The 18,594-nt window shown below is 66.7% G+C and carries 12 protein-coding genes and 3 rRNA genes; 10 read left to right on the plus strand and 5 right to left on the minus strand.

The features are described from left to right. Positions 1 to 69: 69 nt before the first annotated feature. The 6 genes from STRTUCAR8_RS49855 to STRTUCAR8_RS18985 all read left to right on the plus strand — a co-directional run bounded on the left by STRTUCAR8_RS49855 (position 70) and on the right by STRTUCAR8_RS18985 (position 6,323). The gene (locus tag STRTUCAR8_RS49855) at positions 70 to 240 is read left to right on the plus strand and encodes a Trm112 family protein (RefSeq protein WP_007382472.1); all 171 of its coding nucleotides are present in this window, start codon (positions 70 to 72) and stop codon (positions 238 to 240) included. Between the two features lie 29 nt (positions 241 to 269). Then, the gene (locus tag STRTUCAR8_RS18965; RefSeq protein WP_006377466.1) at positions 270 to 1,409 is read left to right on the plus strand and encodes an SIS domain-containing protein; all 1,140 of its coding nucleotides are present in this window, start codon (positions 270 to 272) and stop codon (positions 1,407 to 1,409) included. 92 nt (positions 1,410 to 1,501) lie between these two features. Then, entirely contained in the window at positions 1,502 to 2,653 is a 1,152-nt protein-coding gene (manA, locus tag STRTUCAR8_RS18970) for a mannose-6-phosphate isomerase, class I (protein WP_006377475.1), read from the plus strand. A gap of 165 nt (positions 2,654 to 2,818) precedes the next feature. Continuing rightward, positions 2,819 to 3,796 (plus strand): cation diffusion facilitator family transporter, encoded by a 978-nt coding sequence (locus STRTUCAR8_RS18975; RefSeq protein ID WP_006377449.1) that lies wholly within the window; start codon positions 2,819 to 2,821, stop codon positions 3,794 to 3,796. Positions 3,797 to 4,067: 271 nt separating this feature from the next. Next, on the plus strand, positions 4,068 to 5,525 hold the full coding sequence (gene ahcY / locus STRTUCAR8_RS18980) for an adenosylhomocysteinase (protein WP_006377456.1): 1,458 nt from the start codon (positions 4,068 to 4,070) through the stop codon (positions 5,523 to 5,525). A gap of 171 nt (positions 5,526 to 5,696) precedes the next feature. Then, entirely contained in the window at positions 5,697 to 6,323 is a 627-nt protein-coding gene (locus STRTUCAR8_RS18985; RefSeq protein WP_006377464.1) for a hypothetical protein, read from the plus strand. Here STRTUCAR8_RS18985 and STRTUCAR8_RS18990 read toward each other — a convergent pair. Further along, positions 6,320 to 7,255, minus strand: coding sequence for an RDD family protein (locus tag STRTUCAR8_RS18990; RefSeq protein WP_006377470.1), 936 nt, complete (start codon positions 7,253 to 7,255; stop codon positions 6,320 to 6,322). The two genes, STRTUCAR8_RS18985 and STRTUCAR8_RS18990, sit on opposite strands and share 4 nt — an antisense overlap. Before the next feature lie 130 nt (positions 7,256 to 7,385). Here STRTUCAR8_RS18990 and STRTUCAR8_RS18995 point away from each other — a divergent pair, with 130 nt between their 5' ends. The 4 genes from STRTUCAR8_RS18995 (at position 7,386) to rrf (ending at position 14,191) form a co-directional block, all read left to right on the plus strand. Beyond that, positions 7,386 to 8,393 carry a stage II sporulation protein M gene (locus STRTUCAR8_RS18995; protein WP_006377472.1) on the plus strand — a complete coding sequence of 336 codons (1,008 nt, stop codon included), beginning with the start codon at positions 7,386 to 7,388 and terminating at the stop codon, positions 8,391 to 8,393. Between the two features lie 620 nt (positions 8,394 to 9,013). After that, a 16S ribosomal RNA gene (locus STRTUCAR8_RS19000) occupies positions 9,014 to 10,540 on the plus strand. 317 nt (positions 10,541 to 10,857) lie between these two features. Beyond that, a 23S ribosomal RNA gene (locus tag STRTUCAR8_RS19005) occupies positions 10,858 to 13,981 on the plus strand. Positions 13,982 to 14,074: 93 nt separating this feature from the next. Further along, positions 14,075 to 14,191 (plus strand): 5S ribosomal RNA (gene rrf / locus STRTUCAR8_RS19010). The 16S, 23S and 5S rRNA genes sit together here, the layout of an rRNA operon. A 118-nt stretch (positions 14,192 to 14,309) precedes the next feature. Here rrf and STRTUCAR8_RS19015 read toward each other — a convergent pair. From STRTUCAR8_RS19015 to STRTUCAR8_RS19030, 4 genes are read right to left on the minus strand one after another with little or no spacing between them, the layout of a single operon-like run. Next, positions 14,310 to 15,620, minus strand: a complete 1,311-nt coding sequence (locus STRTUCAR8_RS19015) for a DUF58 domain-containing protein (RefSeq protein ID WP_006377471.1) — start codon at positions 15,618 to 15,620, stop codon at positions 14,310 to 14,312. Then, positions 15,620 to 16,609, minus strand: a complete 990-nt coding sequence (locus tag STRTUCAR8_RS19020) for an AAA family ATPase (RefSeq protein ID WP_086025776.1) — start codon at positions 16,607 to 16,609, stop codon at positions 15,620 to 15,622. Before STRTUCAR8_RS19020 ends, STRTUCAR8_RS19015 begins: the two co-directional genes overlap by 1 nt. Then, entirely contained in the window at positions 16,609 to 17,814 is a 1,206-nt protein-coding gene (locus STRTUCAR8_RS19025) for a DUF4350 domain-containing protein (RefSeq protein WP_006377461.1), read from the minus strand. The genes STRTUCAR8_RS19020 and STRTUCAR8_RS19025 overlap by 1 nt, the downstream gene beginning before the upstream one ends. After that, entirely contained in the window at positions 17,811 to 18,593 is a 783-nt protein-coding gene (locus tag STRTUCAR8_RS19030; RefSeq protein WP_006377457.1) for a DUF4129 domain-containing protein, read from the minus strand. Before STRTUCAR8_RS19030 ends, STRTUCAR8_RS19025 begins: the two co-directional genes overlap by 4 nt. Between the last annotated feature and the right edge of the window lies 1 nt (position 18,594).

Raw genomic sequence — 18,594 nt, forward strand, 5'->3', positions numbered from 1 at the left:
TCCCACCCCCACCCACTCCACGGCGGTACCCTGACCAGGCCACATCAGCGCACCCCGAAGGGACACCACATGCCGCTCGAAGCCGGCCTCCTGGAGATCCTCGCCTGCCCGGCCTGCCACGCTCCCCTCAAGGAGCAGGACACCGAGCTGATCTGCACAGGTCAGGACTGCGGTCTGGCGTACCCCGTCCGGGACGGAATCCCCGTACTGCTCGTCGACGAGGCCCGCCGCCCCGCGTAAGCCCGCCCCGGCGATCGGAGGTGCCACCCATGCTCGACGAATCGCTGCTCGACGCCCCCGAGGCGTTGGCGGACGCAGACCGCCGCGGCCTCCTGCGCGGTGCGGCCGAAGCGGGCGCCCGCGTCCGCACCGCCGCCCGCCACGCGGCAGAGGCCGGAATCAACAACCTGAAACCGGACGGCCGACCCCGCGCCGTCCTGATCGCCGGCCCCGGCGCCGCCGCGACCTGCGTCGCCGACCTCCTCGGCACCCTCGCCGGCGCGGCCAGCCCCGTCACCCGTCTGGCCCCCACCGGCGTCGCCCCCGCGGCAGGCGCCCTGCGCTGGGAGCTGCCGGGCTGGGCCGGGTCCGTGGACCTGCTCCTCATCGCGACCCCCGACGGCACCGAACCGGGCCTGTCCCTGCTCGCCGAGCAGGCGTACCGCCGCGGCTGCACGGTCGTCGCCGTCGCCCCCGACGGCACCCCGCTCACCGAGACGGTGCAGGGCGCGGCCCACGGCCTGTTCGTACGGATGGCGACCGCCCCCTATGACCAGCAGGAGGCGGATCAGCCGCCCGCCGCGTCCGCCCCCGGCGTTCTGTGGGCGCTGCTCATCCCGCTGCTGGCGCTCCTCGACCGCACCGGCCTGCTCATCGCCCCGCCGGACGCGCTGGAGAAGGTCGCCGACCGCCTCGACCACATCGCCGAACGGTGCGGCCCGACCGTCGCGACGTACAGCAATCCGGCCAAGACGCTCGCCGTCGAACTCGCGGACGTGCTCCCGGTGATCTGGACGGAGGGGACGTCGGCCGGGCCCGCGGGCCGCCGGTTCGCCGCAGCCCTCGCCGAACTTGCCGGCCGCCCCGCGCTCACCGCCGAACTCCCCGAGGCACTCGCCGCGCACGGCGCCCTGCTCGCGAGCAGGCTCACCACCGGCGCCGACACCGACGACTTCTTCCGCGACCGGGAGAACGAGACCCCCGCCCTGCAGGCGCGCGTGGTCCTGCTCCGCGACCGCCCGGCCGGCGGCCTCAGCGCCGCCCCGGCCGCCCGCGAACTCGCCATCGGCCACGACACGGCGATCAGCGAGCTCGAACCGGAGGAAGGCGCCGAACTGGAGACCCTGGCGGAACTGATCGCCACCACGGACTTCGCGGCGGTCTACCTCGCACTGACCGCCGGCACCTGAACCGAACGGCAGAGAACGGCGGGGACGCCCCGCCCGAACCACCCTCACCCCCACGCTCACCCCCTTCTCCAGCTGCACGCAGAAAGACCGGTATGGACCGCCTCGACAACACCATCCGCCCCTACGCCTGGGGTTCCACCACCGCCATCGCGGAGCTCCTCGGCATCGAGCCGACCGGTGAACCACAGGCGGAGATGTGGATGGGCGCCCACCCCGGCGCCCCCTCGCGCACCGGACGCGGCACGCTCGTCGAGGTCATCGACGCGGACCCGCAGGGCGAACTCGGCGCGGCGGCCGTCGCCAAGTTCGGCCCCCGCCTCCCCTTCCTCCTCAAGATCCTCGCGGCCGGCGCCCCCCTCTCCCTCCAGGTGCACCCCGACCTCGCCCAGGCGAAGGAGGGTTACGAGGACGAGGAGACCCGCGGGATCCCGGTCGACGCCGGGCACCGCAACTACAAGGACGCCAACCACAAGCCCGAACTGATCTGCGCCCTCACCGAGTTCGACGGCCTGTGCGGCTTCCGCGCCCCCGAGCAGACCGCCGACCTCCTGGCCGGCCTGGAAGTCGACTCCCTCAAGCCGTACGTCGACCTGCTGCGCGCCCACCCCGAGGAGGCGGCGCTGCGCGAGGTCCTGACGGCCGTACTCAGCGCCGACCGCGAGGACATGGCCCGCACGGTCACCGAGGCCGCGGCCGCCTGCGCCCGCCTCGGCGGCGACTACGCCCCCTACGCGGACATCGCCCAGCACTACCCCGGCGACCCCGGTGTCATCGCCGCCATGCTCCTCAACCACGTCCGACTCCAGCCGGGCGAGGCGCTGTTCCTCGGCGCCGGCATCCCGCACGCCTACCTCAACGGCCTCGGCGTCGAGATCATGGCCAACTCCGACAACGTCCTGCGCTGCGGCCTGACCCCCAAGCACGTCGACGTCCCCGAACTCCTGCGCGTCGTCCGCTTCGAGGCGAGCGGCCCCGGCGTACTGCGCCCGGAGGCCTCCGCCGGTGGCGAGGAAATCTACGAGACCCCCATCGACGAGTTCCGGCTCTCCCGCCACGTCCTCCCGCAGAGCGCGCCCGCCCGCGACCTCACCCTCCCGACCCCGCAGATCCTGCTCTGCACGGCCGGCACCGTCCGTACCGGAGACATCGAACTCGCCCCCGGCCAGTCCGTCTTCGTACCGGCGAACGAGAAGGCCGAGGTCTCCGGCTCCGGGACGGTGTTCAGGGCGACAGTCGTCGTCTGACACCCCCCGAGACCGGAGACTGTCCGGGCGCATCCCGGGCACTGGTTGCCGAGGGCCGTGTGGGAGCCTGGCGGGTCGTTGCCGGAGGGGGCTGCAACAATGACCCACCGGCAAAGGGCGGGCAAAGCCCGGGACAGCGAACGTACGAAGGGACAACGCGAACACATGAGCGCGTCAGGCGGCACCAGGGCGATCGTGGCGGCACTCGGCGCCAACCTCGCGATCGCGGCAGCGAAGTTCGTGGCGTTCCTCTTCAGCGGTTCGTCGTCGATGCTCGCCGAGTCCGTGCACTCGCTCGCCGACTCCGGCAACCAGGGCCTGCTGCTCCTCGGCGGCAAGAAGGCCCAGCGCGAGGCGACCCCCCAACACCCCTTCGGCTACGGCCGCGAGCGGTACATCTACGCCTTCCTCGTCTCCATCGTGCTCTTCTCGGTCGGCGGCATGTTCGCGATCTACGAGGGCTACGAGAAGATCAAGCACCCGCACGAGATCGAGCACTGGTACTGGCCCGTGGGCGTCCTCGTCTTCGCGATCATCGCCGAGGGCTTCTCCTTCCGTACGGCCATCAAGGAGTCCAACCCGCTGCGCGGCAAGGAGTCCTGGAAGGACTTCGTCCGCCACGCCAAGGCCCCTGAACTGCCCGTCGTCCTCCTGGAGGACCTCGGCGCGCTCGTCGGTCTGGTCCTGGCCCTCGGCGGCGTCGGCCTCGCCCTCGCCACCGGCGACGGCGTCTGGGACGGCATCGGCACCCTCTGTATCGGCATCCTGCTCATCCTGATCGCCCTGGTGCTGGCCGTGGAGACCAAGTCCCTGCTGCTGGGCGAGGCCGCGGGCCCGGAAGCGGTCAGGAAGATCGAGAAGGCGATCGTCGACGGCGACACCGTCACCGGCATCATCCACATGCGCACACTCCACCTCGGACCCGAGGAACTCCTGGTCGCCGCCAAGATCGCCGTCCAGCACGACGACACCGCCGCCGAGGTGGCCACCGCGATCAACGCCGCCGAGTCCCGTATCCGCGCCGCTGTCCCGATCGCCCGCGTCATCTACCTGGAACCGGACATCTACAGCGACAAGGACGCCGCCCACGGCCCCGACCGCGAGGCCACTCCGGGCGGCCCGGCCCAGCCCGCAGCCCACTGAGCCACCCCCTGCCCCCTACGGATCTGTCCTGATGCGTTCGCAGGCGGACTGGGGACGGCCGGGCCGACAGGTGTAGCTTGGGACGGAGCCAGACGTCGCTGCTGATGGCGGTCGGGCGGTCCCACAGAGGACCGGCCGAGGGAGAGAGGGCCTCCGACGGACTGCGCTGCGCGTACCCGGGCATGCCTGTGCCCTCTTCGGGCACCCCTGTGTCCGCCGCCGCGCAGAACAGCCGTACCCACCTCACCCCATCCCTGAGGAGCAGCCCGTAATGACGACTGTCGACCACCGACAGGACTTCAAGGTCGCCGATCTCTCCCTGGCCGAGTTCGGCCGCAAGGAGATCACGCTCGCCGAGCACGAGATGCCCGGCCTGATGTCGATCCGCCGTGAGTTCGCCGCCACCCAGCCGCTGGCCGGTGCCCGCATCATGGGCTCGCTGCACATGACCGTGCAGACCGCTGTCCTGATCGAGACCCTGGTCGCCCTGGGCGCCGAGGTCCGCTGGGTGTCCTGCAACATCTTCTCCACCCAGGACCACGCGGCCGCCGCCATCGCGGTAGGCCCGAACGGAACGCCCGAGAACCCCCAGGGCGTCCCGGTCTTCGCCTGGAAGGGCGAGACCCTGGAAGAGTACTGGTGGTGCACGGAGCAGGCTCTGACCTGGCCTAACACCCCCACCGGCGGCCCGAACATGATCCTGGACGACGGCGGCGACGCCACCATGCTCGTCCACAAGGGCGTCGAGTACGAGAAGGCCGGCAAGGTCCCCTCGGCCGACACCGCCGAGTCCGACGAGCACCGCGTCGTCCTCGAACTCCTCGACCGCACCATCACCGAGGGCTCGCAGAAGTGGACCCAGGTCGCCTCGGAGATCCGCGGAGTGACCGAGGAGACCACGACCGGCGTCCACCGTCTGTACGAGATGCAGCGCGACGGCGCCCTCCTGTTCCCGGCGATCAACGTCAACGACGCCGTCACCAAGTCGAAGTTCGACAACAAGTACGGCTGCCGCCACTCCCTGATCGACGGCATCAACCGCGCCACCGACGTCCTCATCGGCGGCAAGACCGCGGTCGTCTTCGGCTACGGCGACGTGGGCAAGGGCTGCGCGGAGTCCCTGCGCGGACAGGGCGCCCGCGTCATCGTCACCGAGATCGACCCGATCTGCGCGCTCCAGGCGGCGATGGACGGCTACCAGGTCGCGACCCTCGACGAAGTCGTCGACAAGGCCGACATCTTCATCACCACGACCGGCAACAAGGACATCATCATGGCCTCGGACATGGCCAAGATGAAGCACCAGGCGATCGTCGGCAACATCGGCCACTTCGACAACGAGATCGACATGGCCGGCCTGGCCAAGATCCCGGGCATCGTCAAGGACGAGGTCAAGCCGCAGGTCCACACCTGGAAGTTCCCCGACGGCAAGGTACTCATCGTGCTGTCGGAGGGCCGCCTGCTCAACCTGGGCAACGCCACCGGTCACCCGTCGTTCGTGATGTCCAACTCCTTCGCGGACCAGACCCTGGCCCAGATCGAGCTGTTCACCAAGCCCGACGAGTACCCGACCGACGTCTACGTGCTCCCCAAGCACCTCGACGAGAAGGTCGCCCGTCTCCACCTCGACGCGCTCGGCGTGAAGCTGACGACGCTCCGCCCGGAGCAGGCCTCGTACATCGGGGTCGAGGTCGAGGGCCCGTACAAGCCGGACCACTACCGCTACTGAGCCGGCACCCAGCCAGTGGTGAGCACGCCGTCGCACTGACGCGCTCACCACCAGCAGGACCTCCGAGGCAGGCCCCCGCACCCCCGTGCCGGGGGCCTGCCCCTTTGCCGGGCCTCAGAGCATCAGAGGCCCGGCAGCTCAAGCGACAGTCCGAAAAAACCCAGGACCCCTATGCCCCGCGGCCGCTATTCGCTCCACGATCCACACGATCACACCCCCCTCGCAGAAGAACACTTCCACTGCGCCCCCGGCCCCTCCGGCTGGCGCTACGTCTCCCAACTGACCGCACCCTCGGGAGACCACAGAGGCTCCGTCGACCTCACCCTCGACGACCTCGGCCGTCCGATCCGCCTCGAACTCCACGCGGCGAGCTGGCAGGTCCGCGGTGCCGCGCTCGACGGCGTCACCTGGGTCCGCACCGACCCCACAGGCACTCAGGCCACCGAAGGCAACGTCCGCGCCCACGCCTTCACCGGCACATCCCCCGCGTTCCTGATCGCCACCGCCCGCCTCCTGCGCCTCGCCCCCTCCGCCGCCGCAACCCGCGTACGCCTCGTCGCCCTCACCGACCCGGTCCTCGCCCCCCGCACCGTGGACCAGTCCTGGGCCTTGGTGAAAAGAGAAGCACACGCCACTGACAACGACCCCCTGACAGTGGACGAATACCAGGTCACAGCCCTGGACACGGGCGAACAGCACGCCGTACACATCGCCGGCGACGTGGTCCTGGCCGCACCGGGCATCGAGCTGGAACACCTCGAGTCCCCGCCGTCCACGTTCGCCGATTTCGCCGATTAGGCGGGTGGCGCGAACCCGCCGGAGGAACGGCGGTCACTGGCCTCGGCCCGCTCCTGCGGCGCAGCTTCGACGACCGGGAGAGGGACGGCGGCTTCGGCGACCACGGGATAGGTACCCCCAGCGGGCGGCTGCGCCACCGGAGCCCCGAAGAACTGAGGCGTCCCGGGCCCGCTGCTCGCCGGCGCGTTCCCGAACGCCCGCCGGGCCTCGCGTACCTGCCGCTCCTGCACGACGGCGGCGAGATAGGCCGCCGGTGGAACATCCGGCGGCGCCGGAGTCCCCGTACGCGCCGCCACATCGGACGCGAGCCGCTCGGCCATGGCCCAGCCCACCCGCGGATCCAGTTGCCCCATACGCGTCAGATACTGACGCACGGCCAGCCACAGGCCGTCGGGCACGGCCGACAGATCGAGTTCCGCGAACCGCCCCGACAACCAGGGCGGCGGAGGCGGAACGAAAGCGGTGCGCCCCACAGGCACTCGCTCCCGAACGACGAGCGTGCCCGCGACGACATCCCCGAGCCGCCGGCCACGTGCCGAAACGAGCGAGGCGATACAGGCCACCACCCCGACCGTCATCAGAATCTCGACCACACCGACCGCACCGCGCACCAGCGCATGCCGAAACCGGATCGGGCCGCCGTCGTCCCGCACCACCCGCAGACCACACGCCATCTTGCCGAGCGAACGGCCATGGCTGAGCGTCTCCACCGCGATCGGCGCACCCACCAGAACCAGAAGGAACGCGGCGATGGATACAGCGACCTGCGCCGCCTCGTCGAGCGAGGCCGTGGATATCACCAGAACAACGGTGACGACGGTGTAGACCAGCCCGACGACAACAAGGTCCAGCAACACGGCGAGCGCCCTGCTGGGCAGTTTCGCGGGGCGCAGCTCCAGCGCCACCGCCTCGCCCGTAACCAGCTCACTCACGCCTGCCGTCCTTCCCCTGATCTGCCCGTGGAACTGCCAGTCTGCCAAGCTGAAGGCGCATCGCGCCGCAGTACGACAAGCCGACACCGACGACGTGCAGTCGACGAACAGCCGAGGAGCAGGCAAACCGATGGACCTCGACGTCTTCGTCTCCACCCACCGTGCCGAGTGGGACCGGTTGGACGCACTACTGCGCCGCCAGCGCCGCCTCACCGGAGCAGAGGTGGACGAACTCGTGGCTCTTTACCAACGCACTGCCACCCATCTCTCGCTCATCCAGTCGAGTGCGCCTGACCCCCAGCTCACCGGCCGGCTCAGCCAACTGGTGGCACGCGCGCGTAGTGCCGTGACAGGAACCCGCCGCGCGTCCTGGCGTGACGTCACCCGTTTCCTCACGCACGGCTTCCCCGCGGCGGTCTACCGATCGCGCCATTGGTGGGTGCCCACCGCGCTCATCTCCACGGTGGTGGCGGTCCTTCTGGGCTGGTGGATAGGGACGCACCCCGAAGTGCAGTCCTCCATAGCCACCCCCGACGACCTGAGCGCCCTCACCCGCCCCGGCGGCGAGTACGAGACGTACTACTCCAGCCACCCCGCCGCTTCCTTCGCCGCCCAGGTGTGGACGAACAACGCGCAGGCGGCCGCGATGTGCCTGGTCCTGGGTGTCTTCCTCTGCTTCCCGGTCGTCTGGATCCTCTTCCAGAACATGCTCAACGTGGGTGTCGGCCTCGGCCTGATGTCCTCGGCGGGCCGGCTCGACACCTTCCTCGGCCTGATCCTGCCGCACGGCCTCCTGGAACTGACCGCGGTCTTCGTAGCAGCCGGTACGGGCCTGCGCCTCGGCTGGACCGTCATCGACCCGGGTCCGCGTTCCCGCCGCACGGCACTGGCCGAGGAAGGACGAGCAGCCCTGGGCATGGCGATAGGCCTGGCCCTGGTCCTCTTCGTCTCAGGTGCCATAGAAGGCTTCGTCACCCCGTCCGGCCTGCCCACATGGGCGCGCATCACGATCGGCGTCATCGCCGAACTGGCCTTCCTCGCCTACGTATATGTCCTCGGCGGTCGAGCGGCCCGCGCCGGCGAGACGGGCGACCTGGAAGCGGCCGAACGCAGTGCCGCTGTCCCCACAGCTGCCTGATGTGCGAACACGGCTGCAGGACTGCTAGTCTCCTCTTCGCCCCACAAGAGCCGTTGACGCGGAGGTAGTGGGGAGGTAGATTAGAGCAGTTGCCTAGAGCCGGACAGGTTCGGTGGCGGCGGTGAAAATCTACTGGTTGCTCGAGGACTTGGATTCTTGAGGACCACATCCCGATGAATCTCAGGAATGAACAGCCGGTCAGCCCGGCCAAAAACTTCTGATAAAGTCGGAGTCGCCGGAAAGGGAAACGCGAAAGCGAAAACCTGGAAAGCGCCGAGGAAATCGGATACGGAAACGGTCTGATAGAGTCGGAAACGCAAGACGGCAAGACGCAGGACAAGCTAAACAGTAGGACCGAAGGGAAACTGCCCGGAGGAAAGCCTGAGAGAGTCTCTCGGGTGAGTACGAAGGAAGCGTCCGTTCCTTGAGAACTCAACAGCGTGCCAAAAATCAACGCCAGATTTGTTGATACCCCGTTCTCGGCCATTCGGTCGGGGCGAGGTTCCTTTGAAGTAACACAAACACAGCGAGGACGCTGTGAACGGTCGGGCTTATTCCGCTTGACTGTTCCGCTCTCGTGTGTGTGCACCGGCTGTATTAATTTACTGGCCGAGTAAACATTCACGGAGAGTTTGATCCTGGCTCAGGACGAACGCTGGCGGCGTGCTTAACACATGCAAGTCGAACGATGAAGCCTTTCGGGGTGGATTAGTGGCGAACGGGTGAGTAACACGTGGGCAATCTGCCCTGCACTCTGGGACAAGCCCTGGAAACGGGGTCTAATACCGGATAATACCTTCCCTCGCATGGGGGTGGGTTAAAAGCTCCGGCGGTGCAGGATGAGCCCGCGGCCTATCAGCTTGTTGGTGAGGTAGTGGCTCACCAAGGCGACGACGGGTAGCCGGCCTGAGAGGGCGACCGGCCACACTGGGACTGAGACACGGCCCAGACTCCTACGGGAGGCAGCAGTGGGGAATATTGCACAATGGGCGAAAGCCTGATGCAGCGACGCCGCGTGAGGGATGACGGCCTTCGGGTTGTAAACCTCTTTCAGCAGGGAAGAAGCGAAAGTGACGGTACCTGCAGAAGAAGCGCCGGCTAACTACGTGCCAGCAGCCGCGGTAATACGTAGGGCGCAAGCGTTGTCCGGAATTATTGGGCGTAAAGAGCTCGTAGGCGGTCTGTCGCGTCGGATGTGAAAGCCCGGGGCTTAACCCCGGGTCTGCATTCGATACGGGCAGACTAGAGTGTGGTAGGGGAGATCGGAATTCCTGGTGTAGCGGTGAAATGCGCAGATATCAGGAGGAACACCGGTGGCGAAGGCGGATCTCTGGGCCATTACTGACGCTGAGGAGCGAAAGCGTGGGGAGCGAACAGGATTAGATACCCTGGTAGTCCACGCCGTAAACGGTGGGAACTAGGTGTTGGCGACATTCCACGTCGTCGGTGCCGCAGCTAACGCATTAAGTTCCCCGCCTGGGGAGTACGGCCGCAAGGCTAAAACTCAAAGGAATTGACGGGGGCCCGCACAAGCAGCGGAGCATGTGGCTTAATTCGACGCAACGCGAAGAACCTTACCAAGGCTTGACATACACCGGAAACATCCAGAGATGGGTGCCCCCTTGTGGTCGGTGTACAGGTGGTGCATGGCTGTCGTCAGCTCGTGTCGTGAGATGTTGGGTTAAGTCCCGCAACGAGCGCAACCCTTGTTCTGTGTTGCCAGCATGCCCTTCGGGGTGATGGGGACTCACAGGAGACTGCCGGGGTCAACTCGGAGGAAGGTGGGGACGACGTCAAGTCATCATGCCCCTTATGTCTTGGGCTGCACACGTGCTACAATGGCCGGTACAATGAGCTGCGATGCCGTGAGGCGGAGCGAATCTCAAAAAGCCGGTCTCAGTTCGGATTGGGGTCTGCAACTCGACCCCATGAAGTCGGAGTTGCTAGTAATCGCAGATCAGCATTGCTGCGGTGAATACGTTCCCGGGCCTTGTACACACCGCCCGTCACGTCACGAAAGTCGGTAACACCCGAAGCCGGTGGCCCAACCCCTCACGGGGAGGGAGCTGTCGAAGGTGGGACTGGCGATTGGGACGAAGTCGTAACAAGGTAGCCGTACCGGAAGGTGCGGCTGGATCACCTCCTTTCTAAGGAGCATCTAGGCCGCCAGACATTGTCTGGTGGTCCAGGGCCATTACGTCGGCATACGTTCGACGGTGGTTGCTCATGGGTGGAACGTTGATTATTCGGCACTCTTGATCGTCTTCTCCTTCCAGTACTGTCCTTCGGGGCGTGGAACGATGAGGGAAGCGGTGAAGGGTGTCGGGCACGCTGTTGGGTGTCTGAGGGTCCGGCCGATTGTTGGTCGCCTTCAGTGCCGGCCCCAGTGAACTCGCCCTGTAGGGGTGGGGTGGTGGGTGGTTGGTCGTTGTTTGAGAACTGCACAGTGGACGCGAGCATCTGTGGCCAAGTTTTTAAGGGCGCACGGTGGATGCCTTGGCACCAGGAACCGATGAAGGACGTGGGAGGCCACGATAGTCCCCGGGGAGTCGTCAACCAGGCTTTGATCCGGGGGTTTCCGAATGGGGAAACCCGGCAGTCGTCATGGGCTGTCACCCACATCTGAACACATAGGGTGTGTGGAGGGAACGCGGGGAAGTGAAACATCTCAGTACCCGCAGGAAGAGAAAACAACCGTGATTCCGGGAGTAGTGGCGAGCGAAACCGGATGAGGCCAAACCGTATACGTGTGAGACCCGGCAGGGGTTGCGTATGCGGGGTTGTGGGATCTCTCTTTCACAGTCTGCCGGCTGTGAGGCGAGTCAGAAACCGTTGATGTAGGCGAAGGACATGCGAAAGGTCCGGCGTAGAGGGTAAGACCCCCGTAGTCGAAACATCAACGGCTCGTTTGAGAGACACCCAAGTAGCACGGGGCCCGAGAAATCCCGTGTGAATCTGGCGGGACCACCCGTTAAGCCTAAATATTCCCTGGTGACCGATAGCGGATAGTACCGTGAGGGAATGGTGAAAAGTACCGCGGGAGCGGAGTGAAATAGTACCTGAAACCGTGTGCCTACAAGCCGTGGGAGCGTCGCTCATCAAGCTTTGCTTGGTGGGTCGTGACTGCGTGCCTTTTGAAGAATGAGCCTGCGAGTTTGCGGTGTGTTGCGAGGTTAACCCGTGTGGGGAAGCCGTAGCGAAAGCGAGTCCGAATAGGGCGATTCAGTAGCGCGCTCAAGACCCGAAGCGGAGTGATCTAGCCATGGGCAGGTTGAAGCGGAGGTAAGACTTCGTGGAGGACCGAACCCACCAGGGTTGAAAACCTGGGGGATGACCTGTGGTTAGGGGTGAAAGGCCAATCAAACTCCGTGATAGCTGGTTCTCCCCGAAATGCATTTAGGTGCAGCGTCGTGTGTTTCTTGCCGGAGGTAGAGCACTGGATAGGCGATGGGCCCTACCGGGTTACTGACCTTAGCCAAACTCCGAATGCCGGTAAGTGAGAGCACGGCAGTGAGACTGTGGGGGATAAGCTCCATGGTCGAGAGGGAAACAGCCCAGAGCATCGACTAAGGCCCCTAAGCGTACGCTAAGTGGGAAAGGATGTGGAGTCGCACAGACAACCAGGAGGTTGGCTTAGAAGCAGCCACCCTTGAAAGAGTGCGTAATAGCTCACTGGTCTAGTGATTCCGCGCCGACAATGTAGCGGGGCTCAAGCGTACCGCCGAAGTCGTGTCATTCACACAATAGGGCCAACGCCTGTGTGGATGGGTAGGGGAGCGTCGTGTGCCGGGTGAAGCTGCAGCGGAAGCTAGTGGTGGACGGTTCACGAGTGAGAATGCAGGCATGAGTAGCGATACACACGTGGGAAACGTGTGCGCCGATTGACTAAGGGTTCCTGGGTCAAGCTGATCTGCCCAGGGTAAGTCGGGACCTAAGGCGAGGCCGACAGGCGTAGTCGATGGATAACCGGTTGATATTCCGGTACCCGCTGTGAAGCGTCAAACATTGAACCAGGCGATGCTAAGTCCGTGAAGCCGCCCCGGAGCCTTCGGGCAAGGGGGAGTGGTGGAGCCGACGGACCAGACCTGCAGTAGGTGAGTGATGGGGTGACGCAGGAAGGTAGTCCATCCCGGGCGGTGGTTGTCCCGGGGTAAGGGTGTAGGACGAATGGTAGGCAAATCCGCCATTCACATAGTCTGAGACCCGATGCCGAGCCGATTGTGGTGAAGTGGATGATCCTATGCTGTCGAGAAAAGCCTCTAGCGAGTTTCATGGCGGCCCGTACCCTAAACCGACTCAGGTGGTCAGGTAGAGAATACCGAGGCGTTCGGGTGAACTATGGTTAAGGAACTCGGCAAAATGCCCCCGTAACTTCGGGAGAAGGGGGGCCATCACTGGTGAGGAGATTTACTCTCCGAGCTGGGGGTGGCCGCAGAGACCAGCGAGAAGCGACTGTTTACTAAAAACACAGGTCCGTGCGAAGCCGTAAGGCGATGTATACGGACTGACGCCTGCCCGGTGCTGGAACGTTAAGGGGACCGGTTAGTCAAGATTCGTCTTGGCGAAGCTGAGAACTTAAGCGCCAGTAAACGGCGGTGGTAACTATAACCATCCTAAGGTAGCGAAATTCCTTGTCGGGTAAGTTCCGACCTGCACGAATGGCGTAACGACTTCTCGACTGTCTCAACCATAGGCCCGGTGAAATTGCACTACGAGTAAAGATGCTCGTTTCGCGCAGCAGGACGGAAAGACCCCGGGACCTTTACTATAGTTTGATATTGGTGTTCGGTTCGGCTTGTGTAGGATAGCTGGGAGACTGTGAAGTGGGCACGCCAGTGTCTGTGGAGTCGTCGTTGAAATACCAGTCTGGTCGTGCTGGATGTCTAACCTGGGTCCGTGATCCGGATCAGGGACAGTGTCTGATGGGTAGTTTAACTGGGGCGGTTGCCTCCTAAAGAGTAACGGAGGCGCCCAAAGGTTCCCTCAGCCTGGTTGGCAATCAGGTGTTGAGTGTAAGTGCACAAGGGAGCTTGACTGTGAGACCGACGGGTCGAGCAGGGACGAAAGTCGGGACTAGTGATCCGGCGGTGGCTTGTGGAAGCGCCGTCGCTCAACGGATAAAAGGTACCCCGGGGATAACAGGCTGATCTTCCCCAAGAGTCCATATCGACGGGATGGTTTGGCACCTCGATGTCGGCTCGTCGCATCCTGGGGCTGGAGTCGGTCCCAAGGGTTGGGCTGTTCGCCCATTAAAGCGGTACGCGAGCTGGGTTTAGAACGTCGTGAGACAGTTCGGTCCCTATCCGCTGCGCGCGCAGGAACATTGAGAAGGGCTGTCCCTAGTACGAGAGGACCGGGACGGACGAACCTCTGGTGTGCCAGTTGTCCTGCCAAGGGCATGGCTGGTTGGCTACGTTCGGGAGGGATAACCGCTGAAAGCATCTAAGCGGGAAGCCTGCTTCGAGATGAGTGTTCCCACCCACTAGATGGGGTAAGGCTCCCAGTAGACGACTGGGTTGATAGGCCAGATCTGGAAGCCCGGTAACGGGTGGAGGTGACTGGTACTAATAGGCCGAGGGCTTGTCCTCAGTTGCTCGCGTCCACTGTGTTGGTTCTGAAACCACGAACAACCCCGCCCATGGTCACGGGTAGTGGTGCGGTTGATATGTGTTTCACCGTGTTTCGGTGGTCATAGCGTGAGGGAAACGCCCGGTTACATTCCGAACCCGGAAGCTAAGCCTCACAGCGCCGATGGTACTGCAGGGGGGACCCTGTGGGAGAGTAGGACACCGCCGAACAATCATTGCGAAAAGCCCCGTACCGGGATACCGGTCCGGGGCTTTTCTGCGTTTTCAGACGTTTCACAGCTGATTGAAAATGGTGTCTCTCCTGCCAGGAGAGACACCATTCAGTCGTTCAAAGGCGTCCTGCAGCTTTCAGGGCCAGATATGCGTCCGCCAGGGCCGGCGCCAGGGCATCCGGAGTTGCGTCGACGACAGTCACGCCGTGGCGGCGGAGTTGTTCAGCGGTTCGATGGCGTTCCGTCTGTGCCTGGGCGGCAGCTGCGGCCTCGTACACCGCGTCCGTGTTTCCTCGGGCTGTTGCCATGGTCGCGATGTGAGGGTCTGCCACCGCGGCCAGGAGGACTGTGTGGCGCTGGGTCAGTTGAGGGAGGACCGGGAGCAGGCCCTCTTCGACGGGCGCCGTGTCGAGGCTGGTGAGCAGGACGATCAGGGAGCGTCTGGGGGCCGTACGGAGTGCGGCGGCTGCGAGGCCGCGGGCGTCTGTTTCGAGGAGTTCGGGTTCCACGGTGGCCATCGCGTTGACCAGGGACGGGAGAACGTCGGCTGCGGCGCGGCCCTGGACGAGGGCGCGGACCCGGCGGTCGTACGCGAGGAGGTCCACCCGGTCGCCTGCGCGGGAGGCCAGGGCTGCCAGGAGGAGGGCCGCGTCCATCGAGGCGTCCAGGCGGGGGACGTCGCCCACACGGCCTGCCGACGTACGGCCGGTGTCGAGGACCAGGAGGATGTGGCGGTCGCGTTCGGGGCGCCAGGTGCGTACGGCGACCGTGGTCTGGCGGGCTGTGGCGCGCCAGTCGATGGAACGGGTGTCGTCGCCGGGGACGTACTCGCGCAGGCTGTCGAATTCGGTGCCTTCGCCTCGGGTCAGGACGCTGGTGCGGCCGTCGAGTTCGCGCAGGCGGGCGAGCTTCGAGGGGAGGTGCTTGCGGCTCGTGAAAGGCGGGAGGACGCGCACCGTCCAGAGAACGTGGTGGCTGCCCTGGCGGGCGAAGAGACCGAGAGGCCCGTACGAGCGGATCGTGACGCGGTCGGCCTGTCGGTCGCCTCGGCGGGTGGGACGTAGACGGGTGATGACACGGCGGCGTTCGCCGGCGGGGACCGTCAGGCGGTGGCGGGAGGCCTCCACCTCGGTGCCGGACTGCCAGCTGCTGGGCGGCCAGGCGTCGCGCAGACGGGCGCGGAACAGGCGGCCGGAAGGGTTGGTGACGGTGAGCGTGACGTCCGCTGGTTCGCCCAGGCGTGCGGATGTGTCACCGGAGCGGCTCAGGCCGAGGCGGCGTACTGGCGCGGCCAGGGCGTAGTCGCAGGCGCAGGCGATCGCCAGGGGGCCGTTGACGGCGAGGAAGCCCGTCCAGCTCGGGCCCCAGATGCCGACGGGGATCGAGCCCAGGGCCGCCACGAGGGCGGCGCGGCCGGTGAGTGGCATCAGCGGGGGACGGGGACGTGGGCGAGGATCGCGTTGATGACCGAATCGGCCGTCACGCCTTCCATCTCGGCCTCCGGGCGGAGTTGCACGCGGTGGCGGAGGGTGGGCAGGGCGAGTGCCTTGACGTCGTCGGGGATGACGTAGTCGCGGCCCGTCAGCCAGGCCCAGGCGCGGGACGTCGCGAGGAGGGCCGTGGCGCCTCGGGGCGAGACGCCGAGCGTGAAGGACGGGGATTCGCGGGTGGCGCGGCAGATGTCCACCACGTAGGCGGTGATCTCGGGGGAGATCGTCGTCTTGGCGACGGCCGTGCGGGCCGCTTCCAGGTCGGCCGGGCCTGCCACGGGGCGTATGCCGGCGGCGCGCAGGTCACGCGGATCGAAGCCCTCGGCGTGGCGGGTCAGGACGTCGATCTCGTCCTGACGGGAGGGGAGAGGGATCGTGAGCTTGAGGAGGAAACGGTCCAGCTGGGCTTCGGGGAGGGGATAGGTGCCCTCGTACTCGACCGGGTTCTGGGTCGCGGCGACCAGGAACGGGTCGGGGAGGGGCCGTGGGGTGCCGTCAACCGTGACCTGGCGTTCCTCCATGGCTTCGAGGAGGGACGACTGGGTCTTCGGGGGCGTCCGGTTGATCTCGTCCGCGAGGAGGAGGTTGGTGAAGACCGGGCCCGGCTGGAAGGAGAACTCCGCGCTGCGGGTGTCGTAGACGAGGGAGCCCGTGATGTCGCTCGGCATCAGGTCCGGAGTGAACTGGACGCGCTTGGTGTCGAGTTCGAGGGCGGACGCGAGGGCGCGGACGAGCAGCGTTTTGGCTACTCCGGGGACTCCTTCGAGGAGGACGTGTCCGCGGCAGAGGAGGGCGACGACGAGGCCGGTCACGGCGGGGTCCTGGCCGACCACGGCTTTGGCGATCTCGGCGCGCAGGGCTTCCAGGGAGGCCCGGGCGGTGTCCGGGTTCCCGGTGATCCCGGCGTTGTCAGTGGTCGGGTCCATCATGGACGGCGTACCTCTCTTTCGAGGGCGTCGAGTTGGTCGGCGAGGGAGACGAGAGCGGCGTCGTCGCGGGGCGGCGGGCCGAAGAGGAGGGAGTGCAGGGACTGTCCGTCTCCGTGGTCGTGGAGGTGGGCGGACAGGGCGGGGAGCAGGGCCTCGGGCGCGTGTGCCTGGGGTACGGGGACGCCTACCAGGGGGGCGAGGCGAATGCGGGTGGTGGAGCGAAGAGCGCCTGCCGCGCGGTCGCGGGCGTTGGTTTTGCGGTAGAGGCGGGCGCGGCCTTCGATGGTCTCGGAGGCGCGGATCGCCACCGGGAGACGTTCGGGTACGAGGGGGCCGAATCGGCGTGCCCGCCAGAAGGCGGCCAGGGCTGCGGCGAAGAAGAGTTGCAGGGTGCCCCAGCCCCAGCCCGAGGGGAGCAGGTCGAACAGGCTGCGCTCGCCGGAGTCGGTGCGTGAGCCGTCGGAGAGCGAGGGGAGGTACCAGACCAGGTGGGGGCGGGAACCGAGCAGTTGGAGGGCGAGCGAGGCGTTTCCGTGCTCGTCGAGACGATCGTTGTACAGGATGTCGGGTGCGCCGAGGACGACGGTGTCGCCGTTCCCGGTGAGCGCGGGGACGCGTACGAGAGTGGGCAGGCCGTTGCTCGGGTAGCACGCGTCGGCGCCGGGGGCGGTGGTGTCGTAGCGGAAGCCACCCGTGTCGGCGGTGCCCGCGCGCTGGGCGGCGGGCAGGTCGCAGTCGGGGGAGAGCTTCGAGTCGAAGCTGATCGCGCGGTCGGCGGTGACACCGGGGGCGAGTGTCTCGACGGACGGGCCGCTGGGGGCGACCAGGATCGTCCGTGCGCCGGAACTCCCCGTCGCCGCGTGCAGTTGTCGCTGCTGACGGTCGGTCAGCAGGTCCGGGGCGGCGACCAGGAGGGTCGTGTCCACGTCGGCCGCGGTGCTCGCCTCGGCGAGGGTGGTGACCACGCGCGTGGACACGCCTCGTTCGGCGAGGAGCGCGGCGACGGCACGGCTGCCGCGGGGGTCGGCCGAACGGGGGTCGAGGCCGCCGCGCCGGGTGCCGGAGTTGATCACGGCGAGCGCGAGAGCGCCCACGAGAAGGAGGACGACGCCGAGGACGATGCCTCGCGCGCGGGTCCACACCTGGCGGGCGGTGGGCGAAGTCGACGTGGTGGCGGGGAGGGGCGTGGTCTCGATGCTCACTCGGCGGCTCCCTGGTGGGGCCCGGGGGCCGTGCTGGGGGTGCTGCTGATGTTCGCGAGGGCCGGTTTCGTACGTTCCAGGTCGTCGTCGAGTTCGGTGAGCCGGCGGTACATCTGGGGGGTCGCGTTGCGCCCGCCGTACGTCACCTCGTCGAAGTCGCGGGCCGCCGTGCGCAGGCGGTCGGTGTGCGCGGGCAGGGTGCGGCCCGCTTCGGCGGCCGCCTCGTCGGCGGTGCGGCCGGGGCGGACGTCGAGGAGCGCGCGTTCCTCCAGGGAGCGGACGACGGCGCGCATGCGCTCCTGGACGGCCTGGTTCCAGTGGCCCTGGGCGGCGTGCGCCTCGGCGGCGGCGCGGTGTTCGGCGGCGCTGCGGGGGCGGTCGTCGAAGAGCGCGGCGGCCGAGGTGGGGCCGGTGCGTGGGCTGCCGAGACGCCACCACAGGGCGCCGATCACGGCGGCGACGGCCAGGAGGACGACCACGAGTCCGACCAGTCCTCCGGGGGTCGCGGTCGAGGCGGCGTTGAACACCTTGTCGAGCCAGTCCCAGAAGGCGTCCATGGCCCGTTGGAACAGGCCGGGGTCGTTCTCGTGGTACATGCGCTTGGACAGCTCGCGTCGGGCCGCTTCGCGCGCGGGGTCACGCGGGATCGTCACGGGCGGGTCGTCGGCCGCCAGTGACAGTACGGCGGTGTCGCCGGCGCGCAGCAGTGCTCGTACGGCTGCTTCGGCGGTGGGCGGCAGGGCCGGCACCGTGGTGAGGAATCCCCCCGTCAGGCTCACC

The sequence above is a fragment of the Streptomyces turgidiscabies Car8 genome, assembly GCF_000331005.1.
GTDB classification, from domain to species: Bacteria; Actinomycetota; Actinomycetes; order Streptomycetales; family Streptomycetaceae; genus Streptomyces; species Streptomyces turgidiscabies.